Consider the following 23,749-nt stretch of genomic DNA (forward strand, 5'->3'; position numbering starts at 1 on the left):
CACGAAGCGAGGGATTGATAATGACGCCACCTTGAACCGCTGCGGTGAACGAGCTGTCCTATCGAGCTTTGGTCTGGCTGACGTATCGCCTTGCCGCCACGTTTGCTCTTGGGCTCCCCCTGGTTCTGTTGGTCTGGTCCGCCGTCCGCCGTGAGACCTCGATGGTTCGTCTCATCAGCCTCTATTGGAAGGTGGCGAGCCTGATGGCAATCAGCATGCTCCTGCTAACCAGTCAGCAGCCGCTTGGCTACGTGACGGCACTGATTGCACCGCTGTTGATGGTGGTGTCGGTTTGGTTCTGGGTGGATCTCAATGAGGAACTCGAGGATCTTCCCGCCTGGCGTCCGTTGCCGCTGACCGTGCGTGTTTGGCGTTGGGCCCTCTCCGGGTCTGGGTTGTTGAGTGTGGTGATGACCGGCACTGCGTTGAGCTGTACACAGGTTGTGGATGGGGCGTTCTGTGCTGCCTGGGTCGAGGCGCCCAGGGGCCTGCATCGCTTGGTTGAAACCGTGTTCGGATTTCTGTTTGGAGGTCAGTGGACCGAGAGCGTGGCGGGCTTCATCGGCTATCTCGCTCTTGTCGCCTACCTGGCAGGCTTTCTGCAATGGCTGCTCGTGCGTCTCCCGAGGCAGAGAAGGGTCGCTGGAGGCTTCTGAGCGATGTCAGATGTTGATTTGATCCATGACCTGGAGGAGCGCACCCGCCTGCGTCCAGACCGCGTCATCCGCCTATCGGGGCAGGTGTCCGATGAACCGTTCGAGCTGCTGATCTTCCGTGGATTCAGCAGCAGCACAACGCATCCCACAGCGTTTGATCCCGATGCATCCGTTCTCCCTGAAGGAACCCTGCTCAAGCGAGCAGAGTTGTTGCTGGGTCCGCTGAATCCAGCTGGAGAGACGTTGCTCGCCGGACCGATGGACCCCGCGGACCTTCTGGTTCAGGCCAGCTGGTGAGCGCGTCTGTTCAGTACGCCGGTGCAACGACCACAAAGATCGGGATGTTCGCTGTGCTGTCCGACGTCGGCTTCGTAGTGCCAGCAGCGTTCGCATTTGATGCCGCGGGCTCGCGTTATTTCGATCACCGCTTCGTCATCGTCCTGGCTAGCCAGCACTTCCGCCCAGGGTTCCCCTCCAAGCTGCAGCTGGGACACCAGTAGCCAGTCGCGCAGGTCATCGACTTCACAAGTCCCGTTGTCCTTCAGCCAGCCCAGTGCTGACTGCAGTTCGCTGCTCCGGGCGTCGATCCGCACAGCAGCCTCCAACGATGCGCCCAGTTCCTGACGGCTGCGGCAGTCTTCCAGCACTTTGTTGACGGAGGCGCGCAGATCACGGAGCTGCTGCACCGGCGCCATCAACGTGTCATCTCTCCAGCTTTCAGGAACGGTGGGCCAGCCACGCAGGAACACCGAGCGTTCCTCCAACCGGTAAGGGATGTTCTGCCAGATGTCCTCCGCCATATGGCAAAGCACTGGAGCGATCAATCCGGCGAGGCGTTCAATGATCAGAGCCATCACGGTTTGGCAACTGCGACGGCGCTGGTCCGCAGGTGCGCTGACGTACAGCCTGTCCTTGGCGATGTCGAGATAGAAGTTCGAGAGATCGGTGACGCAGAAATTTTGCAGCAGTTGGAAGAAACGGAAAAACTCACAACTTTCGAAGGAGGCTGTAATCTCATCCATCACCTCTGCGGTGCGCTGCAGCATCCAGCGATCCAGCAGCGGTAGCTCTGCCACCGGCACGGCGTTGGTGCAGGGGTCGAAATCGTGCAGGTTCCCCAGCAGATATCGGCTGGTGTTGCGCACTTTGCGGTACACATCCGCAAGCTGACGCAGGATCCCTGCACCGATCGGTACATCAGCCGAGTAATCCACGGAACTCACCCAGAGGCGCAGCACATCCGCTCCATAGGGCGGCTCCTGTTTTTGGTTCTTGCCGCCGGCAATGATCACCATCGGATCGACAACGTTGCCGAGCGATTTGCTCATCTTGCGGCCCTTCTCATCCAGGGCAAAGCCGTGGGTGAGAACCCGTTTGTACGGCGCGTGGCCATTGACCGCCACAGAGGTGAGAAGCGAGCTCTGGAACCAGCCGCGGTGCTGGTCGGACCCTTCTAAGTAGAGATCGGCGGGATAGCTGAGGTTGTCCCTTTGGCTGGCAACAGCGGCCCAGCTGGAGCCGGAATCGAACCACACGTCCATGGTGTCGGTGCCCTTGCGCCACTGATCGGCCTGGTCTGCGAAGGCGGGTGGCAGCAACTCGGCTTCGTCCTTTTCCCACCAGATGTCCGCGCCATGGGCGCCGATCAGAGCCTCGATGTGGTTCAGGGTGTCGGCGTTGAGCAGCACCTCGCCATTGCTGCGGTTGTAGAAAACAGGAATCGGCACCCCCCAGGTGCGCTGGCGGGAGATGCACCAGTCTCCGCGTTCCTTCACCATCGCCTCGATCCGGTTGCGGCCGGAGGCTGGAGTCCATTCCACCTGATCGATGGCATCGAGGGCTTGCTGGCGGAAGCCGTCCACGGAGGCGAACCACTGTTCGGTGGCGCGGAAGATTGTGGGCTTTTTCGTGCGCCAGTCGTAGGGATAGCGGTGGCCGTAGGCCTCCTGCTTGAGCAGAGCGCCGGCTGTCTCGAGCGCTTCGATGATCGCCGGGTTGGCGTCCCTTAGAACGTTCAGGCCCGCGAACGGACCTGCTTCCTCGGTGAGGGTGCCAGCCTCATCCACGGGACAGAGGACCGGTAGTCCGTTCTTCTGGCCGGTGTGGAAGTCATCGACGCCGTGGCCGGGGGCGGTGTGGACCAGGCCCGTGCCGGTGTCAGTGGTGATGTAGTCGCCACCGATCACCACTGGGCTGGTGCGATCCAACAGCGGGTGTCGATAGATCAGCCCAGCCAGCAGGGCTCCCTTCACGGTGGCCTTGCGTTGGAGAGGGCGCTCCAGGGAGTTGCTCAGGGCTTCGGTCAGGTCAGCAGCCAGCAGCAGCAGACGGCCCTGGCCGTCGTCGACCAGGGCGTAGTCGAGCCGTTCGTTCACCGACACCGCAAGGTTGGCCGGCAGGGTCCAGGGCGTGGTGGTCCAAATCGCGACCCGAAGCGTCTCTCCCAGCGCAGTGGCATCGCAGGGCAGCGCAAGGTTTTGGTCGCTGAGGGCCTTGCGGAGGGCCTCCGGCAGCTCCACGGCCGGGAAACCGACGTAAACGCTTGGGCTGGTGTGGCCGTCGGGGTATTCCAGCTCAGCCTCGGCCAGAGCGGTTCGGGAGCTGGGACTCCAATGCACCGGTTTGAGCCCGCGATAGATGTGCCCCTTGAGGACCATCTCCCCGAACACGCGGATCTGGGCGGACTCGTAGTCCTTCTGCAAGGTGAGATAGGGCTGGGCCCAATCGGCCCAGATGCCCCAGCGCTGGAAGCCCTTCATCTGGCCTTCCACCTGTTTGCGGGCATAGGTGGCAGCTTTTTTGCGGAGCTTGATCGGCGTCAGGGCCCTGCGCTGCTCCTGATCCATGGCCTGAAGCACCTTCAGCTCGATCGGCAGGCCATGGCAGTCCCAGCCCGGGACGTACCGCACGCGACGGCCACGCAGCACCTGATATTTGTTAATGACATCCTTGAGCACCTTGTTGAGGGCATGGCCCATGTGCAGGGCTCCATTGGCGTAGGGAGGTCCGTCATGGAGGGTGAATCCAGGGCCTTTGTTCTCCAGACCAAGCTTCAGATCAATGCCCTGATCAGTCCAAAACGCCTGTAGCTCCGGCTCCCGCTTGACGGCATTGGCGCGCATGCCAAAACCGGTCTGCAGCAGGTTCAGCGTGTTTTTGTAGGAGGGACGTCCTTCGGCGGCGTCGCGCGTCTCCTTGCTCACAGGGTTCCCCAGCTGGAGAGGGGATTATCAGTCTTCGACTCCGTCGGTTGCAGGTTCGGGCGGCGAGTCTGTTGAAGCTGATGAGGGGGCTTGCATGTCCTTGGCTGGATCCTGACGTTGCTCTGGACCGGATTCCCCAATGGATTCTCCAGAAAATTCCCCACTGGATTTAGCCGTGGATTCAGAGTCAGGGCGAACCCACTTTTTGCCTGACACGCCTGAGCGGCCGGACGGCTTCAGCTGGCGTGCCATCCCACCAATGCCGGCTCCAAGGCTGCTCGCTGCTTGAACGAGTTGTTGCAGGTTGGTCGTCCAGTGCTGAAGAGAACCCAATCGCTCCTGCTCCTCCTCGCTCAGCACTCGCCATCTCGCCTGGCCCACCTCAAGACAGAGGCGGCTGATCAAGAGGCTGCTGCACAGAACGGCAAGCATGGGTGAACCACGCAGTTGCTCGCTGTCGGTCACCAGCACAAGCCCCAGAAGCAGTACGACCGCGCCCCAGACGCCATCGCGCGGGCGACTGAGTTCAACGGCCAGCAATGGAAGCAGCAACAGAGCGAGTCCGAGCAGAAGACAGAGATCGCCGCTGAGAGTTGCCAGCATTTGGGATACCGATCTGTCTTCATTCTGATTGCTCCTTAAAGTGCTGAACGAGCCCACCTGGCGGAATTGGTAGACGCGCTGGTTTTAGGTACCAGTGGCTTATGTCGTGGGGGTTCAAGTCCCCCGGTGGGCATCTCAAACATCTGTTTCTGGCCGGCATCTGTGAACCGTTGTCTCAATCAGGCGGTATGTCTTGAAAAAGCTGGTCTCATAACAGCCCACCACGGAGAATGGTGGGCCAACCGCGTCAGTTCAAAATGGATGTTTTCGAACAAATAGAACGGTTGAAGAAAGTGCTTGAAGTTGCCCGAACTAACAACAATCAATTATTTATTGAAAATATTGAGCGCGAAATTGCAGCCCTTGAATCTGGGAAGATTTCTCCAATTGTTCAAATATATCTCACTGAAGAGGAGCGTACCTGAGAAAAACTGAAAACCTATCTAAAGTTCATCGATTGCATCAAAAAAAATTTCGAAGTTGCCAAATTGCATTAGCTAAAAAGGCAACTTGGCTTTGGGTGCAACTTACACTCAAAAACGACCTGTCTATTTGAACAAGCCGATGATTTGAAAAGATTGAGAGAAAATATCAATCCTGTTTGTCTTTAAGAATCGGCAAATCTGTCGGTTGTTTCAGGACAAAGACAACTCCGATCGTCAGAGCTGCCGAGACAGCAATCAGGATCGTGATGGCGGATGAATAGTCGTTCATCCGTTGATACCAAAAATGCCGAAACCGACCTGATGAACGATCCCCTGACCTGTCATCGCTTCCGTTAACAATCCGATCAGGAAACCAAGCATGGCGATACGGCCATTCAGGAGCTCAGCGCGGCTCATCCGTTCGGATTTGATTTGGGACGCTGCCGCGTCTTGAAACCATTGATCGTTAGGCGAAGCAGAGGACGAATCCATGACGCAAATGCGTGTCAAGAAATATTAAGCAAAATATTGAGAAACGTGAAGAGCCTTGGGGCCCCATGGCGGCGCTCTCATTTCTTTTGGCTGCCCTGTGCTCAATTCATTTCTCGGCCCGGTGGAAACCTGGGACTATGACAGCAATTAGGAGTCGTTCCTCGATGGATGCATGCCCAGATCATTGCTGCGCTCTTGGTCCTTGCATCGCGGGGACCTGGATGGGTTTCTGGCTCTCAGTCTCAACAACCTGATCACCCTGCTGCTGGCTGTCGGACTGTGCCGAAGCGTGCTCGGCTATTCCGACATGCTCCTGTTCAGCACGATCATTCCGGCGTCAGGGGTCAGTCTTTTGCTCGGCAATTTTGCTTACGCACGATCGGCGCGCCGACTGTCTCGTCAAGAAAGCCGTCAGGACTGCACAGCGCTTCCTTACGGCATCAACACCGTCACGCTTCTGGCCTACATCTTCCTGGTGATGTTGCCGGTGAAGCTGGGAGCTCTGTCTGCAGGGCTCAGCGAAGCGGAGGCGGTGGAGGCGTCCTGGAAGGCAGGAACGATGGCTTGTCTGGGGTCTGGATGCATTGAAGTCTCCGGTGCTCTGGTTGCACAGCAACTGCGTCGCTGGCTGCCGAGAGCCTCGCTCCTCTCCACCCTCGCTGGGATTGCCTTGGGTTACATCTCACTGGGTTTTTTGCTCAGGAGTTACGCCTACCCCGTAGTGGGCTTGCCCACCCTGGCGATTATCTGTCTGGGATATTTCGGACGGGTCCGCTGGCCTCTGCCGACAGGGTTGATGGCTGTTCTGCTGGGAATTGGCCTGGGCTGGATCAGCGGCTTAATGCCCCAGGATCCAATCGCCTGGGAGAGGGGACTTGGTCTGGTCGCCCTGCACCTGCCGGTGTTGCAGCTTTCAGCACTATGGGACGCGCGCATGGACTTATTCCCGTGGCTTGGTGTGATCATCCCGATGGGCTTATTCAATGTTGTGGGTTCTCTGCAGAACCTGGAGAGTGCTGAAGCTGCAGGCGATCGATACCCCACCGGAAACAGTTTGCTGATTAATGGTTTGGGAACGGTTGTGGCGGCCGCCTTTGGTTCCTGTTTTCCCACAACGATCTACATCGGGCATCCAGGCTTCAAAGCCATGGGTGCACGAGCTGGTTATTCCTCGCTGAATGGTGTGGTGATGGCCGCGATCTGCTTGCTCGGCGGGCTTGGCGTGTTGGCGTTGCTTGTTCCGATCGAGGCGGGTATGGCGATCCTGCTGTTCATCGGTCTGAGCATGACTGCACAGGCTTTTCAGAGCACACCCCGGAAGCATGCACCGGCTGTTGCGCTGGGCATGCTCCCGGGGTTAGCGGGCTGGGGAGCGATGCTGCTGAAGGCAGGACTGCGAACCGGCGACGTCGGAACAGTGGATGCGCCTTTTGGAGAAGCCTTGATCGGGGAGCTGGCTGGATCCGATATCTGGGCGAAGGGTCTTTTTGCTTTGGAGCAAGGGCAAATCATCACAGCCATGCTCTTGGCGGCTTGGCTCGTCTACTTGATCGAAGGCCGCTTCAGGGCCGCGGCAACCTGCAGTGGCATCGCTGCGGCACTGTCCTGGTTCGGGATTTTGCACGGATGGACCTTTTCCACGGGCGACACAGTGGTTCAGTTGGGTTGGGGTGCTGGAGCACCTTGGGCACTGGCTTATGGGCTTGTCACGTTGACGACTGTCGCGGCGCGTCCCTTCCACGATCAGAGCGCGAAGACTTAAGACCGCGTCGGTTGGTCAAGCGATGGTCGGGTCGTTTTAGTAGGGCTGTTGGCCTCCATTGAGCGGCCAAGACGGCCGCTCTGAATTTGACCCAAAAGGCCCGCTTTTCGCTCCTTCTTTGCCTAACTTGGTTTTGGAATGTTTCAGATGAACAACCTCTTGCACGGATGACCCAGACCTCTGCTCCAGTTCGGCAGCCACGTCTGGCGTCCGTTCCCAGGGAGTTTCTCGATCCCCCATCAGCCTGGAACCCCACCGTGGGACTGTTTCTGGGGGGATATGCCCTGGCCGTGCTCACCGGTTTTGGATGGTTCGCGTGGGGATGGCCGCTGCCGGTGTTACTCGGCACGGGCTTTCTTGCCTTGCATCTTGAAGGCACGGTCATCCATGACGCATGTCATAACGCTGCGCATCCCAATCGCTGGATCAACCAGCTGATGGGGCACGGCTCGGCTCTGTTGTTGGGATTCAGTTTTCCGGTCTTTACCCGAGTTCATCTCCAGCATCACGCCAATGTGAATGATCCCAAAAATGATCCGGATCACATTGTTAGTACCTTCGGGCCGCTGTGGTTAATAGCACCTCGATTTTTTTATCACGAGTGGTTCTTTTTTCAAAGGCGCCTTTGGAAGCGATGGGAGCTGTTCCAGTGGGGGCTTGAGCGAAGTGTCTTTATCGTGATTGTACTTGCGGCGCTTCGATTCAATTTTCTGTCCTTTGTTTTCAACTGTTGGTTTGCACCCGCACTGATGGTGGGTGTCACATTGGGGCTTTTCTTTGATTATTTGCCTCATCGTCCATTTTTGTCGAGAAACCGCTGGCGAAACGCAAGGATTTATCCCGGCCAACTAATGAATTTTCTTATCATGGGGCAAAATTATCATTTAGTCCACCACCTATGGCCGTCCATTCCCTGGTTTGAATACAAGCCCGCGTATGAGGCCACAAAACCCCTTTTTGATTCCAAAGGTTCTCCTCAGCGTCTCGGAATTTTCGAAACAAAATCCGACGGATTTAACTTCTTGTACGACATTCTTGTTGGTGTTCGCAGCCACAAACCTCGTCGAAGCCGCATGCGGCGCGTCGCGAGAATGTTGCCGGGGAGCCGGCTACAACGTCGTTGGATCGGTCTTCTTCACAAAACTGCAGTCAATCCTTCACGAGGTTCTCGCTCAGCAGCAAGGTCATAGCTGGTAGTCGTTCATCGCAAACAACTAATAAAACTTTGGTATTTATAATCTGATATGTTTGTTGTTTTGCAATGAACGATAAATGAATGTCAAGATAAAATGATTGAATTTCTTGGCTTTGTTCTAATTCTAATAATTTTCGAATATTGATTCGTCACAATAATTGGATCATACTCGTAAGTATTGGCCTATGCTTGACGAATTTGTCTTGATCTACGGGGAGTTGATCATAGTCTATTGAAGTGATTCATGGTTTCGTCGGTGATTCTCAAACAAGCCTCGGCCAGCTATTCTCAAGTGTGGTCTTTGTATTTGTCTTGCAATTAAATCTTGACGGATCAAAAAAATTGAGATCTGAACACTGCGCCAGTAACAGCAACGATGATAGATGTTATGGTCAAAACTGTAAATGCCTCTTTTTGCTGTTAGTCATAAGACGATAGACACCAAGGTTTGGCTTAGATAGTCTGTTGCTTCGCGACATTCATGGATGCTTGGATGAGCATTAAATGTGGATGAAAGGTAATAATTAGCCACGACATTGAAAAGTATTAAAGATAACCCCCGTTGTGATGAACAAGCTGGAGGCCTGCTCCTACTCGGCGAGGATTTTTGGCACGCGATAAAAATCACCTTCGCGGTTGGGTGCCTGGTTGAGAATGTCCTCTCGAACAGCGGTTGGGTCGATGGCGTCCTGCCTCGTCACATTCACCACCTCAACGGCACGGGTTGTTGGAGGAACATCCGTGGTGTCAATCGACTGAAGCTGTCCGACGTAGTCGAGGATTGATTCCAGTTGTTCGGTATATGTCTCCACCTTCTCGTTCGGTAGATCAAGGCGGGCGAGCTGAGCAACCTTTCGGACGTCGTCTGCGCTGATGTGGCTCATGCTTCCTTCAGGAATCGACGTAGATCCTCGCTCAACGCCGTAGCGGCTGTCTCCAGGAACGTGGCGCCGTGTTCGGCAGTGGCGAGAGATGGGTGAGAACCCATCCGTCCATCTGGATGGCGACGCCGGAAATCCTCAGGACCATGGATCGGTCCGGCTGGAGCAGGGTCATCTAGGGGACGTTGCTTGCTGATCAGGCTGGGTTCCACCTGCAAGGTCACGGCGATTTCACTGGGTGTGGCGTGATGTCCTTCTTTGGAACCGTAAAGGTCCCGAGCCTGTTGCATCACGGGACCACTCATGAACCAGTTGGAAAGACGGCAGCGGAGTTTTGGTGCGACGGCCAGGCCACGGCTTGCGGCGGTGCCATGGGCTTGTGCGAAGGCTGCTTTGGTGGTGGCGATGTTGCCCCCATGGCCATTGATCACGAAAACGCGCTCAAATCCGTGACGGGCCAAGGACAGCACCAGATCATGCAGAACGGCGAGCAAGGTGGCTGGCTGCAGACTCATCGTTCCTGCAAAACCAAGATGGTGTTCGGCCATGCCGAAGGCTTGAGCAGGCGTGACGAGAACTCCAGTGCGTCTGCCCACGTCCAGCGCGATGGCCTCGGCAGTCAGAGCATCCGTACCGATGGCGCCTGTGGGGCCGTGTTGCTCGGTTGAACCGAGCGGAATGATCACCCCTTTGCAGTGCTTGAGATACTCCTCAACCTCAGGCCAGCTGCGAAGAGCAAGGCGGATGGCTTCGTTGCTCTCGACGGGGCCAGGAAGCATGTCAGTCATGCCGTTCAGTGAGCGGTTCCGTTTCCGTCGTATTGGTCGGTGTTGTAGTAGCCGCCTCGGGTTCCGAAGAAAAGGCATGCCAGTGGGAACAGCACAATGCTCGCGAGTAGCACGGTGCCCAGGTTGAAGCCGGAAAGAGCGGCGTCCATTAGTTAATTCATTCCATTTTCATTCTAATGAAAAAAATTTGATTATTGCAGTCTTGATTTTAAAATGATCATATAGTGTGTTGCAACGCTGCAGCAAGAGCTGCGAATGCTGGAGACACTTGGCAAGGGGCTATGCAGGTAAAAGTTTTAAGCATTTTGAATCCTAAATGTGTTTTGCCAAGGAATTCGCGACATCTTGTATTACTCTGCTCCAATCTCCTTGTTCTTTTTGTCTAAAGAGTTTTGCTGTTGGGTACCAAAAAGTTGTATTACCTTTGTCTCCCCATCTCCACTCTGGGCAGCTATTTAGCAAAACCCATGTTGGTGCGCCTAGGGCTCCGGCAAGGTGTGCAATAACGCTGTCACAGGTTAAAATTAGATCGCAGGATGCTATAATTGCAGCAGTTTCTAGCATACATCTTTCCTTCTCTATGCATTTTAGGAGTGGGGTAAATTTTTTATTAAAACCACAAGTGGATATCTGTTCTGACCCTTCATCTTTCTGGAGTGAAATAAACTCAATGTCAAAATTATCGGCTAGCGCTTTGAACTTTGATAAAGGAATGGAACGGCCAATGCTCTGATTGTATAGACGTTCATTTCCCTGAAAGCCCTGCCACTTTATTCCCACTTTAAATTTATTGGACTTGCTGAACCTATTGCACCACTTTGTGATCAGATCTTTCCTTGCTGTTATGTAGGACGAGCTGATGATTGGATTGTTTGGTGTTACTCCTAAGATTTCGGGGATGGATAAAAGTGGAATCCATGTATCGATTTCTGAGTTTTCTGCAATGGTATTTTCCTGGCATTCAGGATCTAATCCGGATTCGCGTACAAGGCTGACAAGAGATTTTTGGATAAATGTTTTTATTGAAATTCCTCTCGCTCTCAAGGTAGCGCAGTATCGAATGAATTGAATTGTATCTCCTAGTCCTTGTTCACTAATGATCCCAAGCCTTTGGCCCGGTTCTAAATTTTCCCCATTCCATTTATTCCCATGAGGTAAAGCATGGATTGCGGATGTTGATGGATTCTCAAATCTCCAGCGAAAATGCTTCCATCCGCTTAGATATTGTCCTGAAGAAAGCAGTGCTGTAGCTTTATTGTAATGCAACCCTGCATTATTCGGCTCGAATGTCAGTGCTATTTCGTAGGAACGTGCGGCTTTGCGTGGCTTGTTATTCAATTGCAATAATACTCCGATATTCATTAAAGTGCCGACATGTCCTGGGAGGTGTTGAATGGAAAGGCGGTACATTCTAAGGGATTGTGAATATTCCCCTAGAGCGAATAGGCAAATGCCAAGATGAAACCAGGCAAGACTCTGGTTGTTTGTCCTTGCTGACTTTGTAAATAGGATTAATGCTTCATTGAATTTCTCGACCTCCATCTCAGATATTCCTGCTTTCAGTAGGAGTTCGGCGTTTTTGGCTTGTCGTTCTGTTGCAATTTTATAAGAGCGAAAAAAGTGAGTCTTTTTCCCCTGGCTTTTGAATAAAGTTGCTAACTTAATATAGTTGTTTGTGTTTATTGGCTCGCGTAGAATCGCTTTTTTTGTTGCAAGGATTTCTGAATTCTCCTTTTTCATGCTCTTTAGGATTGTCTATGGCTTGAATGATTTTGTAGAAATTGAATACTACCCTGGGGCTTGCCTTTCAGGCCGTTTAATGTGTGGGTTTTGCTCATGGCACAAGAGTGGAATGCTCCAATTTTAGTGGAATGTAAACATATTTTGTTTAATTTTAGTCCTGTTGAATTGTTATGAGTTTGTCTTTACTGATAAGTGCATGTATCAAATTGCGATTTGGTTGGCTTTTCTCGTCAGCATGTGATTAGACATGGCACTGATTTTTTTGGGTCAGTCTGGATCATTATTCGTGTCAATGTGGAGAATTTTTCGCAACCAGCCCGTCAACCAGATGAAAGGGAGGGTGTCGGCCAAGGCGGCAAGCATTTTGAACAAGTACCCGCTCGCAATGAAGCTGCCGAGCTGGGGCAGCACGGGGGCGTCGGGCTGAACGGGCAGCACATGGGCTCCGTAATGACTGATCAGAACGACCGCACTGGTATCAACGAGCTGGCTCACCAGGGTTGAACCGTTGTTGCGCAACCAAAGGGCTTTCCCTTTTGTGCGTTTCTTCCAGAAATGGAACAGACGAACGTCGACGAATTGGGCCGTCAGATAAGCCACCATCGAGGCACCGACGGCACCAAAGCTCAGCTGCTGAAGCGTTCGGAACGTGGAGTCGTCGGTCCCCGGCATGGCCGGTAGAACTCCTCCTAGCCAGAGGATCAGGACGACCCAGCCATTGAGGAGGAGACCCACCCAAACCACTTGATTGGCCCGTTGTTCGCCCCAGATCTCACTAATCAGATCGGTGCACAGAAACGTGATTGGGTACGGCAAGGCACCCACTGCAACTACAACAGGCCAGCTTCCAATTACTCCGAGTTGGAGGAATCGGGTGAGGCCGAGCACATTCAGCATCCCCAGGGTGCCGAGAAAAAGGCCAGCTAAAACAAGAAACACCCCATCTCGACGACGTTGAAGCTGTGCAGTTGAAAGGTCTTGTTTGTTCATCACGAACCGGCCATTAACAGGGCTTGTAGTGGCTGAACGAGAGGTAATCCTGCCGCCATGAACCGGAATGAATCGGCCGGCTGAATCGCGCAGTGCTCACGCTCCAGCCTGCGGTGGTTTGATCCTGCCGCATTGGAGCATGTCGTTCCAAAACCTGGGAGCGAATAATGGTTTGGATCGGTTTCGGTTCCAATGCGAGTAATCTGCTGTGAACAACGTTTGAATCAAGACTGGTGCACAGAAGCAAAGTGTGATCGAAAGGATTTCGAATCACGAGATCTTTGTAACTGAATGCGATCGCTGCATCTTCGCCCAGTTTGTAAAAACGCCCTTCTCCGTAAGCATCGATGCTGTGGTTGTGCCTTTCAAGAATGGTGCAGCCGCCGTAGAGAAATAAGTGGTAGAGGTTCGTAGCGATTAGGCATAACCCCCCACCTGCATCAGAGAGGACTTCCCCTCCAACAAACACGGGGCCAGAGCGATAACCATTCGCTTGTGTGGGTTCATCAAGATGCTGAGAAAGGCTGAAAGCTTCTCCTGGCTTGATCAAACGGTGATGGATTCTGCTGATGGCAGTCGCGAGATTGTGCAAACGGTTGGTTCGTGTTGTGGCATCTCCCCTGTTGGGGATGGGCGTGGTGGAGGTCTGCCAGGTGTGGGCTCTGGCCTTCCAGGCTTCAGCACGTGTGCTGTTCAGGCAATGACGCCGAACGGAATTTGGGTAACGCCTCCAAAGGCCAATGGCTCGGCAGCCAGTCAGCCGGACCTGTCGTTTCAGCGATCGAGGGAGCCGAGAAACCAAGGTCATGGCTGCCGAGATGCCGGGGTGAGGAGCGCCGGCTGTTCAGATTGATATTCTTACCCGGAGTAGAACGAAGATGAGCAGAAGCGTCGCTCAAGCTGTTGTGTGAACCGATCTGTTTGGGTCCAGATATCGATGAATCGCCTTGGTTGAATGATTGGTGTCCTGCCAAATATGAATTTTCTAGAACGAATACCCTTGAAAATGGTCTTGCCTTTGTTAAGTAGATGCTAAAATCATTGCTAAATAGTCAAATTTATTTCGGTTTAGTTGGTCTCTTTTAGGTGCACTGAGTGCTCAACACTTTGATCTGACTTACTGCCAAGAGCAGAAATTTCCGTAGCTGTAGGGACCATTCCAGATGCCTGCCACTTTGCTGTTTTGGACTACAAGTGCCTTTTTGGCTGAAAAGCAGGAATTTTTACAAACAACGAATCCATTCATCCCTGCATGAAGGATGATTTTGGATGGGCAGACTCCACTCATTTTACTGATGATTCGATTCAAGCTGTTGTCAACTTGGTATCGCTCTAAATGGCTGCCTGTACATGCATTGGCAGGTTCAGTGGGGAGAACAACCAGAGTGGAGATGCTGAACAAAGTGGTGATGATTGAATTGTTGAAAGCCATCTCTCTTGAAGTTTTGAAGCGACCAAAGTTAACGCTCTGGGATTGTGCTCATCATCAGCCTGGATTTAGTTTGGACTGATTGGTCTTGCTGAAGATGTTTGCCTGTTCCCAAATGGATGATGTGCTGTTCTTGGTTATACGATATGGTCGATTTTTGTGGTGGTAGAACTTTTTAGAGGTTGGCGATTGCCTCGATAAAGGAAGGGATCGACGTTTTGCTGATCGGAATGTTTGATCAACTCTGTTTCGCAAGGAACAGTTTGGGGCGATAGATCGGACCTTGCGTTGTTTATTTTTGTTGTTTTTGGACGGTACTACTTGTTGTGGTTAGTGTTCTTTTAAATGGCTATCTCTCCAATGCGACCTCTCTTTAGGCGTTCTGAGAATCCTGTTGGTCATTCCTCCAGGCCTCTGTTCAACTTTCCGTCGATTCCTTCGGATATTGGAGACGTTCCCTCACCGCCTGAGGTTCCCGATGCTTCCAGCGATGGCCCTCCGGAAGGTGTGCCCGCGATTCCAGATGGGGTGATGCCTCCTGAGGGGGTTCCATCGATTCCAGATGGGGTGATGCCTGAGGGGATTCCATCGATTCCAGATGGGGTGATGCCTCCTGAGGGGGTTCCACCAATTCCAAGTGGGGTGATGCCTGAGGGGATTCCATCAATTCCAAGTGGAGTGATGCCTGAGGGGATTCCATCGATTCCAGATGGGGTGATGCCTGATGGGATGCCGTCAATGCCGGCAGACTTTGCGTCGCTTTTGCCTGGGCAGTTTGACGGGTTGTCCCCAGCCATGCTGGGAGATTTAGCGCCTACTCAGGTTGCGGAGTTGCCCTCCGATGTTGTGAAAAGCATTAACCCAGAACAGTTTGATGCACTTGCAGATCAGGCGTTTGGCGGTTTTCAGCTTGGGCACATCAAAAATTTGCCAAAAGATTTGTTCTCCAAGTTCGATCCCAAGGCTTTTCAGGAGCTTTCTCCTGAGGCGATGGGTGGCTTTGGACCTCAAACGTTTGGAGAGCTACCTCTGGACGTACTGGGCGGCTTGCAGGCTGGGCAGCTAGCGGAATTGTCAGCAAAAGTGATTAAAAGTTTTGATGCTGATCAGTTTGATGCATTGCCGAAAGGTGCTTTTGGTGGTTTTACAGGTGATCAGATCAAGGCTCTTACAGATGATCTGATTGCTGAGATCAGCGCAAAGGAATTCGCGCTACTGAGTGGAGATGCTGTTGCAGGCTTTAAGCCGACACAATTCTCTGAATTGCCTGAAAAAGTCGCAAAAGGTTTTAATTTGGAACAGTTCGAGGCTCTCGCAAGCAAGGTTTTTGGTGGCTTTCAGCCTGGGCATCTCAAAAACTTGCCGAGGGATTTGTTTCCCAAATTTGATCCTAAGGCATTTCAAAATCTTTCTCCGGATGCGATGGCTGGTTTCTTACCCAAAACATTTGGATCGCTTCCTTTGGATGTATTGGGTGGAATTCAGGCTGATCAGTTGTCAGAACTTTCGGCAAAAGTTATTAAAAGCCTTAGTAGTGCCCAGTTTAATTCCCTTCCAAGCGATGCATTTGAAGGTTTTGATGGCGATCAGATCAAGCGCCTTGCAAAAAAACTTTTGGCTGATATTAGCCCAGAGGACTTTGCCGAGTTGAGCCCTGATGCAATTTCCGGATTGAAGCCCTCAGCTTCCAGGAAGCTAGACCCCACTGTGTTTGAGGGGCTTGATGCCGGCCAGATGAGTGGTTTCAACCCCAAGACGCTCCGTAAACTCAATGAAGATCAAGTGGAAGCTATTCCTGGTGAGGCTTTCGGTGGCATGACGACAAACCAAGCCAAGAAGATGAATGAGGTGATCGCAAGTGGCTTCGATCCAGAACAGATCCAGTCAATTAAGCCGGAGTGTCTGGCAGCTTTGCCTGATCCAGTCTTTCGGTTGCTGGAAGGTGATCTCTCGACGTCCCAGCTCAATGGGCTAGAGAACCTTTGAGGGCATTGACTGATTGATTTAAAAATCATATAGGGGCAATGAAATGTTTGCTCCCACTTGGTTTCCATGTCTTCAGTCTATTGCTGTATTCTCCAAGAGTGCCTACATGATTCCTCTACCGTTTCGCAGGGGTCAAATCCCTGATCTTGCGGTCTTCAGGTTGGTGAAACAAGAAGGCTTATTGAGGAGTATTTTGCATCGCTGGTCTTCGTCGAGAGTTTGTTGCGACCGAATGATCTTCAAGGCTCTGCTTTGGCATCTTTTTGATTTCGATTCGGAAGTTATCGACATCCCTCGATCATGTCCTCTGTCCATTGAATGGTCCGAAGGTTGTTCTGGAGAAGGCTTCTCCGTGCCAAAAGTGTTCACTGCTGAGAGTGTTCTCTGCCGAAACTCTGCATGACATTCGTGTTTGCCTGAAGCAGCAGATCGCTTGTTTTTGCTCTTCTTCTAGGACTTAAAGGGCGACACAAAGCAATGCCACGCAGTTCCTTGGAACGTCAATCTCACAATCCAGGGGAAGTATTTCCCTGATGACCTCATGATCAGGGTGAGAAACTGATTATTGAACCATGCATTGCTGAAATCCTTGCAGCTCGTTCTCTTCTTTGTGCTCCTCACTGTTTAGTTATTTCAAGCACGTTCCATCGCCAGCCAGGCCATCAATTCCGATTTCCCTGCTCTGCCGCAATCCTTCTTCTGCCGCCCTGCGGAAGTAGTGGGACCTGAGTTGGTGGGCTGCAGGTTGGTGAAACGCCAAATCGACGGCAGCGTGCTTTGGGGTGTGATCGTGGAAACAGAGGCGTATTCCCAGGATGAGCCTGCCTGCCACGGGTATCGCCGCCGCTCACCGCAAAACGAAACGCTCTTTGGAGCGCCAGGGCGCTTTTATGTCTATGTGAGCTACGGCATCCATCACTGTGTGAACGTGGTGACCGGCCGGCCGGAATGGGCGAACGGTGTTTTGCTTCGTGCGGTCGCGATGCCGGAGGAGCCGGAGCGGGTTGCCGCTGGCCCTGGCTTGCTGGCTCGCCGGTTTGGACTGGATCGGAGCGATGACAGCTGTCCTGTCACGGGCGAACATGAAGTGTGGATGGCTCCCAGAGTCGCCACGTTCACGAACCCCCCGCTTGTGACGACAACGCGCATTGGGATCTCCCAGGGAGAATTGCTCCCGCTTCGTTGGTATTTGAAATCGAGTCGCAGCGTGAGCCGCCGGGTCAAGGGTGACCGCACTCCCCCTGTGGATCGGTCGTGGTTCCCCTTGCCGGAGCCCAACGGATGAGCGGATGGAGCCATCGGCATGTTCTCGACCTGGCGGCGTTCTCGCGCGAAGACTTTGCTGCAGTGCTCGAGTTGGCCCATCGCTTTCGCTCGCTGCCCGTCACCGGTGCGCGCAAATTGCCTGCTTTGCAGGGGCGCTTGGTGGCCAGCCTGTTTTTCGAGCCCAGTACCAGAACCCGCAGCAGTTTTGAGTTGGCCGCTAAGCGGCTGTCGGCCGATGTGCAAAGTTTTTCACCTTCGAGCAGTTCCCTGAGCAAGGGGGAGAGCGTGCTGGACACGGCCCGAACCTATGTGGCGATGGGTGCGGATGTGCTTGTGGTTCGGCATCGTTCAACCGGTGTGCCGGAACAGCTCGCCTCTGCCCTAGACCAGGCGGGTGATCGCACAGTGGTGCTCAATGGTGGGGACGGTTTGCACAGTCACCCCAGTCAAGGTCTTCTTGATCTGTACACCCTTGCCCGTTATTTCGATCCGGCGCATCCGCTACCGGAAGTGCTCCAGGGCAAGCGTGTGGCCATCGTTGGTGACATCCTGCATTCGAGGGTGGCTCGCTCCAACCTCTGGGCTTTGACCGCCTGCGGTGTGGATGTGGTGCTCTGTGGCCCGCCCAGTCTTGTGCCTGCTGCGTTCGCTCAGTTCGTGGAGGAACCTCCACCGGGACAAGCCCTCGATCCTGTTCCACATCGGGGACGGATCACGGTCGAGCGCACTCTCGAGCAAGCCTTGCCCGGCGCGGATGCAGTCATGACGCTTCGCCTACAGAAAGAGCGGATGGGGCAGCAGCTGCTCACGACGCTGAACCGCTATCACCAAGATTTTGGCCTGACCCGCGATCGTCTGGCCCTTTGCGGTGCTGATGTACCAGTACTCCACCCCGGACCGGTGAACCGCGGGGTGGAGATGGCCAGTGAAGTTCTGGATGACTCGGCGATCTGTTTGGTGGAGGAGCAGGTCCGCAACGGCGTGCCGATCCGAATGGCGCTTCTTTATCTGATGGCAGCCGCTGATTCGTCGCTGGTGTCGATCAATTCTTGAGTTTGTGGAATCCCAGACAGCTGGTGTGAGTAGTAATCCATTGCTGCTTTGAGAGCTGCATCTGGGGAGGCAATGGATGGACCCTCTCCTGCCTGCATGGGGAAATGCGCATCCGCGGCATCGAGAGCCATGTGTTGACTTGGCATGCCGGTGAGAAGCATCGCGGCGCGTTGCTGGGTCAGCAGCGCGAAGATCCATTTGATCGAGAGGCTGATCCGATTTTCCAGGCCGGGGATCAGTACCAAGTGAACGAAAGCCCAGAGGATCCAGCCGATGCCGCCGGTGAATTTGAGGCCGCGCAGGTCGGCAACAGCGCTGGAACGATCCAGTACGGCCATGCTTCCGAAGTCGAAGTACCGGAAGGTGGGTCGTTGCTGATCGGCGATGATCGCCGCAATGTCTTTGCCGATGAACGTGCCGGCCTGCTTTGCTGGTGCGGCCATGCCCGGTAACGGGTGGCCGTTGCTGGTGTGGCTGTAGTTGCACAGATCCCCAGCGACCCGGATGTCGGGATGACCTGGAACGGAGAAGTCGGGTTCAACAATCACGCGGCCGCCGCGATCGGTTTCGCAGTCGGTAACGGCTGCGAGCTTTTTCCCGAGCTGTGAAGCCCGCACCCCTGCTGTCCAGATCACAGTGGCGGCCTGAATGCGGACGTCTCCATCCGGGGTGCCCACGATCACTTCTCCAGGACGCATGGTTTGAACGCGACCCTTCGACAGGAACTCGATGCCGTCGTCGGTCAGGGATTGAAGGGCTGCAGCAGAGATCATCTCCGGCATCGCGCGCAGCACACGTTCACCAGGATCAACCAAGACGATGCGCGTCTTGTCTGGATCCAGTTGTTTGAAGGCATTTTTCATCGCCCAACGCATCAGTTCCGAAACGGCCCCGGCCATTTCGCAACCACTGGGGCCGGCGCCGACAATCACAACGGTTTGGAGGAATTCGCGTGCTTCCGGGTCCGGCGTCTGCTCGGCCTGCTCCATCGCCATCAGCAAGCGGCGCCGGATCTCCTCGGCGTGCTCGAGGATTTTCATCGGGGGCGCGAATGTGCGCCATTCCTCATGGCCGAAAAAGGTGCTGCCCGATCCTGTGGCCAGCACCAGATGGTCGTAACTGCAGGCCTTGCCGTTGAAGATGATTTGTTTCCCTTCAGGCTGGATATGGGTGACCTCCCCGAGCAGCACCTGAACATTTCTCTGTGTTCCGACGAGTTCGCGGAGCGGCGTGGCGACATCACCCCGTGAGACCAGACCTGTTGAGACCTGATAAAGAAGGGGTTGGAACAGATTGAAATTTCGTTTATCGATCAAGGTGATGCGCACATCTGCATCCTTCAACGCCTTACAGGCATGAATACCGGCGAAACCACCGCCCACGATCACGACGTGTGGTGCTCTGCGTAGGCGTTCTTCAGGCGGTTCGAGTTCGAGAAAAAAATGCTCGCCTGCCATGGGAGACGCCGAAGCGGTTGCGTTAAGCAAAGACTATGAACAGCATCTGCGTTTGTCCGCCTCTGCGTATCGTCTGAATCACGAGGTGTGATCAGATCAATTTGAAGGCTTCCATGAACAACCCATAGAGAATCCCGAGCCTGAAGCAATCAATGAGCTGAATTGCCAAGGGCAAAACTCCCTTCTTCACCCAATTGCGGCGCAAGCGAACGCTGAGTTCACACAAACCGACGATCACCAGCGAAGCGACCGGATCCATCTGACCAAGGACTCCAGCAATCGAGGTGATGGCGGTCCCACCGAAAAAACCTGTGAGCAGGAAAATGATCAGGAGAGAGAAGCGTCTCCACGGATTGATGGCCCACTGTTCCAGGCGACCATTGGCCTCGCCGATGTTGGTCTGAAGACGCGTGGATTGCAGTCTGATCGCCATCAAATTGCAGGAAGAACGTCCAGCGAGCACTGGGTTTGGATGACTGTTGTTGCGTGATCGTTCAGCTCTGGACTTGAAGCTTTGAAAAGACTTTTGCTCACGCCCACCTCAGGTCTTTACGGTTTCAATAAAAAAGCCCGGGAATGCAATCCCGAGCCGGGGGATGGGGACGGATGAAGCAAAGCTTGCCGTGGCAGGTTTGGCAACCGCCTTTTGTCGGGTCTAGCTCGATTCTGCTTTTGCTTTTCTGGATGACTTCCCTTCCAGAAGTTCGAGCAGAGCTTCCATTTGTGCCATCACACCCCGCACCTCGCCTGCTTCCGGAAGAAGTCCGTCTTCCATGACGCCCTGATGCATCTCCCGCAGCTCCTGACGGATGTATCGCAGATGACTGACGACCTGCTCACGTTTCGACTGCGACATCAGTAACAGGGTATTTCACCCATCCCTTTTACCCCATGAAGTGTCGCTATGGCCGCGACTGAAAATTCGACATCCCACCTGCAAGGGCTAGCAGGGTGTAGGTGATCAGCGCCGAGGGGCGAACCAGGATCGTGAGAAGCACCACGATCGCCATCACTGGCAGGAGCATCAGTCTCGATCGGCGACGACTGAATGAATGCATCCGGTCTGCGGCGGCCACCACACAGTGGAGAATAGGGGATTCGAACCCCTGACCTCTGCGGTGCGATCGCAGCGCTCTACCAGCTGAGCTAATTCCCCAGTTATGGAACGCTAGCGGTCAGAGTTGGGCCACACTGAAGTAGTCGGCTTCCCGTGATGCACACCGTTCCCAACACCACAGGCACGCCCGAGGCGTCAATCACACCGGAACGGCTCGCGGCGTTCGATGAGTTGTCGATCGCTGAACTGGCTCGTCGGCTTGATGAGGACGATTATCCGACGCCGTTTGCGGGGCTTTCCGACTGGCATCTCCTGCGATCCCTTGCGATTCATCGACCAGAGCTGGCGCGGCCCTATGTGCACTTAGTGGATCAAGAGCCTTTTGATGAGGACTGATCCAGAGCGTCCTCTCCAGGGACGTCGCCTTCTGGTGGCCGCAAGTGGCAGTATCGCTGCGGTCAAAACGCCTCTTCTGGTGAGTGCCCTGGTCAAAGCCGGGGCTGAGGTGAGATGTCTGCTCACGGCGAGCGCTGAGAAGTTGGTCAGCGCTTCAGCGCTGGCTTGCCTCAGCCGCCATTGCTGTTATCTGGAGAGGGACCAATGGGATCCAGCCTGCAGTCGACCGTTGCATATCGAATTGGCGGAGTGGGCTGAGCTGGTGGTTGTGGCTCCGCTTAGTGCAACGTCCCTAGGGAGATGGAGTCAGGGAATTGCGGACGGCTTGCTGGCCAGCACGCTGCTGGCCAGCGAAGTGCCTGTGCTGGCGGCCGTGGCGATGAACACGGCGATGTGGAAACATCCCGCAGTTCAGCGCAACTGGGACACGCTGCAGACTTTCCCAGGCGTGCTGCCTTTGGCGCCGGGAGCGGGACTGCTGGCGTGTGACCGTATCGGCGATGGGCGGATGGTCTCCCCCGAGTTGATTGAACTGGCGGCGGCGTCGTTGTTCAGCCGTGGGATGCAGCATGCCAACGCTGAACGGGACTGGTTGGGTCGATCCCTTCTCGTCAGTGCTGGGCCAACGGTGGAACCCATCGACGCGGCAAGGGTTCTGACCAACAGAAGCAGTGGACGGATGGGCGTACTCCTCGCTCAGGCCGCCCGGATGCGTGGGGCTGATGTGGTTTTGGTGCATGGCCCTCTGCAGGTTCCCGATGCCTGGCGGGAAGGTCTCCATGACCTGCCTGTGCAGACCGCTGCCGAGATGGGTGAGCTCCTCATCAAGTACCAACCATATGCGGATGCTGTGGCCATGGTGGCGGCCGTGGCTGATTTGAAACGCAGGGATGGTGGCTTGAGTTCGAAACCTGCAAAAAACGAGTTGAACTGCCTGCTGAGTGGGGGCTGGGAAGACGTGCCTGATCTACTTCAACAGCTTGTTAGGCAGCGTCCGCAAGTGCAGCGCCTGCTGGGTTTTGCTGCTCTCTCTGGATCAGAGGATGTGCTGCTCGAACGGGGTCGCATCAAACTTCAAGCCAAGGGCTGCGATCTGCTGATGGTGAATCCGATCGATCGTCCTGGCCAGGGTTTTGGCGACGTTCGCAACGGCGGCTGGCTGCTGGGAGATCAGCTGCAGTTGCGTTTGCCAGCCATGTCCAAACTTGCCTTGGCGCATCATCTGTTGACAGCCCTGCGCGAATCACTCCCCCGGATGTCCTGATCGGCTCGGCTTCTCAGCCGTGGATTGAAGGCCTGAACCGAACCAGAAATCAGGTCTGCTCTCTCGATCTCAAGACAAAGTTGTTGAGACCTGCAAAAGGCCAGGCGTGGCGACGATTTAGCACCTGTAGGATCCCGATCGGATCGGTTTAGACCGCACATCAGCAGCCTCCTGGCTTTTTCTCATGCGCATTCGTCCCCTACTGGCCATTGTGCTGGCCCTCTGTCTTTCTCTAGTCACCGCCTGCAGCGGCGGCAGCGAAGCAGTTCAGCGTGCCGGCACCAACGTCACCTATGACGACATTCGCAACACCGGCAAGGCCAACGACTGCCCCACGATTCCCGATTCGGCCCGTGGATCGATCCCCCTGTCCGTCGGAGGGAAGTACGAGCTACGCGATATCTGTATGCATCCCGTTCAGGTTTACGCCAAGGAAGAGCCCACCAATCGTCGCCAGGTCGCACAATTCGTTGAAGGCAAAATTCTCACTCGATTCACGTCCAGTCTTGATGAGGTCTTCGGTGATCTCACCGTCAGTGATGACGGCCTTGCCTTCCAGGAAAAGGGTGGAATTGATTTCCAGCCCATCACGGTGCTAATCCCCGGTGGTGAGGAGTTTCCTTTCACCTTCTCCAGCAAGTCTCTGAATGCAACCGCTGAAGGGTCAGCGATTACAACCAGTACCGATTTCGATGGCGTTTATCGCACCCCCAGCTATCGCACCAGCAACTTCATTGATCCGAAGGGTCGTGCTTTGACCACGGGTGTGCAGTACGCCCAGGGACTGGTCGCTCTCGGTGGTGATGATGAGGCTCTTGAGGCTGAAAACAACAAGCGCTACATCGACGGTGAGGGAACGATGAGCCTCTCGATCACCAAAGTCGACCCTGAGACTGGTGAATTCGGCGGAGTGTTCACAGCGGTTCAACCGTCCGACTCGGATATGGGTGGCCGTGAAATCGTCGACATCAAGATCAGTGGCGATCTCTACGGGCGACTCGAGGAACTCTGATTCTTCGCTTGTTTGTTCCACTCGTTTTCAGATTCCGGGGGCCATGGCCCCCTTTTTTTGTGTTCAGTTGAGTCATCTGGGAGAATCTCGC

At 54.5% G+C, this 23,749-nt stretch carries 26 protein-coding genes and 2 tRNA genes; 13 read left to right on the forward strand and 15 right to left on the reverse strand.

The window, feature by feature from the left end; translation table 11 throughout:
• Positions 1-44 precede the first annotated feature (44 nt).
• Positions 45-656, forward strand: a complete 612-nt coding sequence (locus SIB64_RS04120; RefSeq protein ID WP_413442037.1) for a DUF3177 family protein — start codon at positions 45-47, stop codon at positions 654-656.
• Between the two features lie 3 nt (positions 657-659).
• Positions 660-953: a hypothetical protein gene (locus SIB64_RS04125; protein ID WP_413442038.1), complete on the forward strand. Its 294-nt coding sequence runs from the start codon at positions 660-662 to the stop codon at positions 951-953.
• Here SIB64_RS04125 and ileS read toward each other — a convergent pair.
• Together ileS and SIB64_RS04135 are read right to left on the reverse strand one after the other, a co-directional pair.
• Positions 938-3,859, reverse strand: a complete 2,922-nt coding sequence (ileS, locus tag SIB64_RS04130) for an isoleucine--tRNA ligase (RefSeq protein WP_413442039.1) — start codon at positions 3,857-3,859, stop codon at positions 938-940. The two genes, SIB64_RS04125 and ileS, sit on opposite strands and share 16 nt — an antisense overlap.
• A gap of 27 nt (positions 3,860-3,886) precedes the next feature.
• On the reverse strand, positions 3,887-4,462 hold the full coding sequence (locus SIB64_RS04135) for a hypothetical protein (protein ID WP_413442040.1): 576 nt from the start codon (positions 4,460-4,462) through the stop codon (positions 3,887-3,889).
• Positions 4,463-4,513: 51 nt separating this feature from the next.
• On the opposite strand from SIB64_RS04135, the gene SIB64_RS04140 reads away from it, so the two are divergent.
• Positions 4,514-4,595, forward strand: a tRNA-Leu gene (locus tag SIB64_RS04140).
• Positions 4,596-4,692: 97 nt separating this feature from the next.
• Positions 4,693-4,887: a hypothetical protein gene (locus SIB64_RS04145; RefSeq protein WP_413442041.1), complete on the forward strand. Its 195-nt coding sequence runs from the start codon at positions 4,693-4,695 to the stop codon at positions 4,885-4,887.
• A 166-nt stretch (positions 4,888-5,053) separates the two neighbouring features.
• On the opposite strand, the gene SIB64_RS04150 is transcribed toward SIB64_RS04145, so the two are convergent.
• Positions 5,054-5,176: a hypothetical protein gene (locus SIB64_RS04150; protein WP_413442042.1), complete on the reverse strand. Its 123-nt coding sequence runs from the start codon at positions 5,174-5,176 to the stop codon at positions 5,054-5,056.
• Complete coding sequence (locus SIB64_RS04155) at positions 5,173-5,379, reverse strand: chlorophyll a/b-binding protein (protein WP_413442043.1); 207 nt, start codon at positions 5,377-5,379, stop codon at positions 5,173-5,175. Before SIB64_RS04155 ends, SIB64_RS04150 begins: the two co-directional genes overlap by 4 nt.
• A gap of 172 nt (positions 5,380-5,551) precedes the next feature.
• Here SIB64_RS04155 and SIB64_RS04160 point away from each other — a divergent pair, with 172 nt between their 5' ends.
• Together SIB64_RS04160 and crtR are read left to right on the forward strand one after the other, a co-directional pair.
• Entirely contained in the window at positions 5,552-7,141 is a 1,590-nt protein-coding gene (locus tag SIB64_RS04160) for an NCS2 family permease (RefSeq protein WP_413442044.1), read from the forward strand.
• A 167-nt stretch (positions 7,142-7,308) separates the two neighbouring features.
• On the forward strand, positions 7,309-8,331 hold the full coding sequence (gene crtR / locus SIB64_RS04165; RefSeq protein ID WP_413442045.1) for a beta-carotene hydroxylase: 1,023 nt from the start codon (positions 7,309-7,311) through the stop codon (positions 8,329-8,331).
• A gap of 595 nt (positions 8,332-8,926) precedes the next feature.
• Here the strand turns inward: crtR and gatC are convergent.
• From gatC to SIB64_RS04190, 5 genes are all read right to left on the reverse strand, one after another.
• Entirely contained in the window at positions 8,927-9,220 is a 294-nt protein-coding gene (gatC, locus tag SIB64_RS04170) for an Asp-tRNA(Asn)/Glu-tRNA(Gln) amidotransferase subunit GatC (protein WP_413442046.1), read from the reverse strand.
• Positions 9,217-10,005: a creatininase family protein gene (locus tag SIB64_RS04175; RefSeq protein WP_413442047.1), complete on the reverse strand. Its 789-nt coding sequence runs from the start codon at positions 10,003-10,005 to the stop codon at positions 9,217-9,219. The genes gatC and SIB64_RS04175 overlap by 4 nt, the downstream gene beginning before the upstream one ends.
• Positions 10,006-10,317: 312 nt before the next feature.
• Positions 10,318-11,745: a hypothetical protein gene (locus SIB64_RS04180; RefSeq protein ID WP_413442048.1), complete on the reverse strand. Its 1,428-nt coding sequence runs from the start codon at positions 11,743-11,745 to the stop codon at positions 10,318-10,320.
• Between the two features lie 270 nt (positions 11,746-12,015).
• The gene (locus SIB64_RS04185; RefSeq protein ID WP_413442049.1) at positions 12,016-12,738 is read right to left on the reverse strand and encodes a queuosine precursor transporter; all 723 of its coding nucleotides are present in this window, start codon (positions 12,736-12,738) and stop codon (positions 12,016-12,018) included.
• A 13-nt stretch (positions 12,739-12,751) separates the two neighbouring features.
• A complete protein-coding gene (locus SIB64_RS04190) occupies positions 12,752-13,546 on the reverse strand; it encodes a VanW family protein (RefSeq protein ID WP_413442050.1) in 795 nt (264 codons plus the stop codon).
• Between the two features lie 451 nt (positions 13,547-13,997).
• Between SIB64_RS04190 and SIB64_RS04195 the strand changes: the two genes are divergently transcribed.
• Positions 13,998-14,249: a hypothetical protein gene (locus SIB64_RS04195; RefSeq protein ID WP_413442051.1), complete on the forward strand. Its 252-nt coding sequence runs from the start codon at positions 13,998-14,000 to the stop codon at positions 14,247-14,249.
• A gap of 316 nt (positions 14,250-14,565) precedes the next feature.
• Here SIB64_RS04195 and SIB64_RS04200 read toward each other — a convergent pair whose 3' ends face one another.
• On the reverse strand, positions 14,566-14,964 hold the full coding sequence (locus SIB64_RS04200) for a hypothetical protein (protein WP_413442052.1): 399 nt from the start codon (positions 14,962-14,964) through the stop codon (positions 14,566-14,568).
• A 34-nt stretch (positions 14,965-14,998) separates the two neighbouring features.
• Here SIB64_RS04200 and SIB64_RS04205 point away from each other — a divergent pair, with 34 nt between their 5' ends.
• The 3 genes from SIB64_RS04205 to SIB64_RS04215 all read left to right on the forward strand — a co-directional run bounded on the left by SIB64_RS04205 (position 14,999) and on the right by SIB64_RS04215 (position 18,472).
• Positions 14,999-16,153 carry a hypothetical protein gene (locus tag SIB64_RS04205; RefSeq protein WP_413442053.1) on the forward strand — a complete coding sequence of 385 codons (1,155 nt, stop codon included), beginning with the start codon at positions 14,999-15,001 and terminating at the stop codon, positions 16,151-16,153.
• Between the two features lie 646 nt (positions 16,154-16,799).
• Positions 16,800-17,438, forward strand: coding sequence for a DNA-3-methyladenine glycosylase (locus tag SIB64_RS04210; RefSeq protein ID WP_413442869.1), 639 nt, complete (start codon positions 16,800-16,802; stop codon positions 17,436-17,438).
• Positions 17,435-18,472 carry an aspartate carbamoyltransferase catalytic subunit gene (locus SIB64_RS04215; RefSeq protein WP_413442054.1) on the forward strand — a complete coding sequence of 346 codons (1,038 nt, stop codon included), beginning with the start codon at positions 17,435-17,437 and terminating at the stop codon, positions 18,470-18,472. The genes SIB64_RS04210 and SIB64_RS04215 overlap by 4 nt, the downstream gene beginning before the upstream one ends.
• Here SIB64_RS04215 and SIB64_RS04220 read toward each other — a convergent pair.
• From SIB64_RS04220 to SIB64_RS04240, 5 genes are all read right to left on the reverse strand, one after another.
• Positions 18,424-19,929, reverse strand: coding sequence for an NAD(P)/FAD-dependent oxidoreductase (locus SIB64_RS04220; RefSeq protein ID WP_413442055.1), 1,506 nt, complete (start codon positions 19,927-19,929; stop codon positions 18,424-18,426). The two genes, SIB64_RS04215 and SIB64_RS04220, sit on opposite strands and share 49 nt — an antisense overlap.
• A gap of 91 nt (positions 19,930-20,020) precedes the next feature.
• A complete protein-coding gene (locus SIB64_RS04225) occupies positions 20,021-20,362 on the reverse strand; it encodes a DUF565 domain-containing protein (protein ID WP_413442056.1) in 342 nt (113 codons plus the stop codon).
• A gap of 222 nt (positions 20,363-20,584) precedes the next feature.
• Positions 20,585-20,785: a hypothetical protein gene (locus tag SIB64_RS04230; protein WP_028953540.1), complete on the reverse strand. Its 201-nt coding sequence runs from the start codon at positions 20,783-20,785 to the stop codon at positions 20,585-20,587.
• 46 nt (positions 20,786-20,831) lie between these two features.
• On the reverse strand, positions 20,832-21,005 hold the full coding sequence (locus tag SIB64_RS04235; RefSeq protein ID WP_413442057.1) for a hypothetical protein: 174 nt from the start codon (positions 21,003-21,005) through the stop codon (positions 20,832-20,834).
• Between the two features lie 7 nt (positions 21,006-21,012).
• A tRNA-Ala gene (locus SIB64_RS04240) sits at positions 21,013-21,085 on the reverse strand.
• Between the two features lie 57 nt (positions 21,086-21,142).
• On the opposite strand from SIB64_RS04240, the gene SIB64_RS04245 reads away from it, so the two are divergent.
• The 3 genes from SIB64_RS04245 (at position 21,143) to psbO (ending at position 23,658) form a co-directional block, all read left to right on the forward strand.
• Entirely contained in the window at positions 21,143-21,382 is a 240-nt protein-coding gene (locus SIB64_RS04245) for a DUF2555 domain-containing protein (RefSeq protein WP_413442058.1), read from the forward strand.
• Positions 21,372-22,646: a bifunctional phosphopantothenoylcysteine decarboxylase/phosphopantothenate--cysteine ligase CoaBC gene (gene coaBC / locus SIB64_RS04250; RefSeq protein ID WP_413442059.1), complete on the forward strand. Its 1,275-nt coding sequence runs from the start codon at positions 21,372-21,374 to the stop codon at positions 22,644-22,646. The genes SIB64_RS04245 and coaBC overlap by 11 nt, the downstream gene beginning before the upstream one ends.
• 184 nt (positions 22,647-22,830) lie before the next feature.
• Positions 22,831-23,658, forward strand: coding sequence for a photosystem II manganese-stabilizing polypeptide (gene psbO / locus SIB64_RS04255; RefSeq protein WP_413442060.1), 828 nt, complete (start codon positions 22,831-22,833; stop codon positions 23,656-23,658).
• Positions 23,659-23,749: the final 91 nt, after the last annotated feature.

Origin of the sequence: Synechococcus sp. MIT S1220 (assembly GCF_047303025.1) — a bacterium.
Lineage (GTDB): Bacteria > Cyanobacteriota > Cyanobacteriia > PCC-6307 > Cyanobiaceae > Parasynechococcus.

Bases quoted from the DNA above. Each gene is read 5' to 3' on its own strand.
- SIB64_RS04150 (WP_413442042.1), bottom strand. From the start codon at position 5,176: ATGAACGACTATTCATCCGCCATCACGATCCTGATTGCTGTCTCGGCA.
- SIB64_RS04215 (WP_413442054.1), top strand. From the start codon at position 17,435: ATGAGCGGATGGAGCCATCGGCATGTTCTCGACCTGGCGGCGTTCTCG.
- SIB64_RS04180 (WP_413442048.1), bottom strand. From the start codon at position 11,745: ATGAAAAAGGAGAATTCAGAAATCCTTGCAACAAAAAAAGCGATTCTA.
- SIB64_RS04185 (WP_413442049.1), bottom strand. From the start codon at position 12,738: ATGAACAAACAAGACCTTTCAACTGCACAGCTTCAACGTCGTCGAGAT.
- SIB64_RS04125 (WP_413442038.1), top strand. From the start codon at position 660: ATGTCAGATGTTGATTTGATCCATGACCTGGAGGAGCGCACCCGCCTG.
- SIB64_RS04155 (WP_413442043.1), bottom strand. From the start codon at position 5,379: ATGGATTCGTCCTCTGCTTCGCCTAACGATCAATGGTTTCAAGACGCG.
- SIB64_RS04160 (WP_413442044.1), top strand. From the start codon at position 5,552: ATGCCCAGATCATTGCTGCGCTCTTGGTCCTTGCATCGCGGGGACCTG.
- SIB64_RS04145 (WP_413442041.1), top strand. From the start codon at position 4,693: ATGGTGGGCCAACCGCGTCAGTTCAAAATGGATGTTTTCGAACAAATA.
- SIB64_RS04200 (WP_413442052.1), bottom strand. From the start codon at position 14,964: ATGGCTGGGGACAACCCGTCAAACTGCCCAGGCAAAAGCGACGCAAAG.
- SIB64_RS04195 (WP_413442051.1), top strand. From the start codon at position 13,998: ATGATTTTGGATGGGCAGACTCCACTCATTTTACTGATGATTCGATTC.
- SIB64_RS04135 (WP_413442040.1), bottom strand. From the start codon at position 4,462: ATGCTGGCAACTCTCAGCGGCGATCTCTGTCTTCTGCTCGGACTCGCT.
- crtR (WP_413442045.1), top strand. From the start codon at position 7,309: ATGACCCAGACCTCTGCTCCAGTTCGGCAGCCACGTCTGGCGTCCGTT.
- gatC (WP_413442046.1), bottom strand. From the start codon at position 9,220: ATGAGCCACATCAGCGCAGACGACGTCCGAAAGGTTGCTCAGCTCGCC.
- SIB64_RS04230 (WP_028953540.1), bottom strand. From the start codon at position 20,785: ATGTCGCAGTCGAAACGTGAGCAGGTCGTCAGTCATCTGCGATACATC.
- psbO (WP_413442060.1), top strand. From the start codon at position 22,831: ATGCGCATTCGTCCCCTACTGGCCATTGTGCTGGCCCTCTGTCTTTCT.
- SIB64_RS04190 (WP_413442050.1), bottom strand. From the start codon at position 13,546: ATGACCTTGGTTTCTCGGCTCCCTCGATCGCTGAAACGACAGGTCCGG.
- SIB64_RS04225 (WP_413442056.1), bottom strand. From the start codon at position 20,362: ATGGCGATCAGACTGCAATCCACGCGTCTTCAGACCAACATCGGCGAG.
- SIB64_RS04245 (WP_413442058.1), top strand. From the start codon at position 21,143: ATGCACACCGTTCCCAACACCACAGGCACGCCCGAGGCGTCAATCACA.
- coaBC (WP_413442059.1), top strand. From the start codon at position 21,372: ATGAGGACTGATCCAGAGCGTCCTCTCCAGGGACGTCGCCTTCTGGTG.
- SIB64_RS04220 (WP_413442055.1), bottom strand. From the start codon at position 19,929: ATGGCAGGCGAGCATTTTTTTCTCGAACTCGAACCGCCTGAAGAACGC.
- SIB64_RS04175 (WP_413442047.1), bottom strand. From the start codon at position 10,005: ATGACTGACATGCTTCCTGGCCCCGTCGAGAGCAACGAAGCCATCCGC.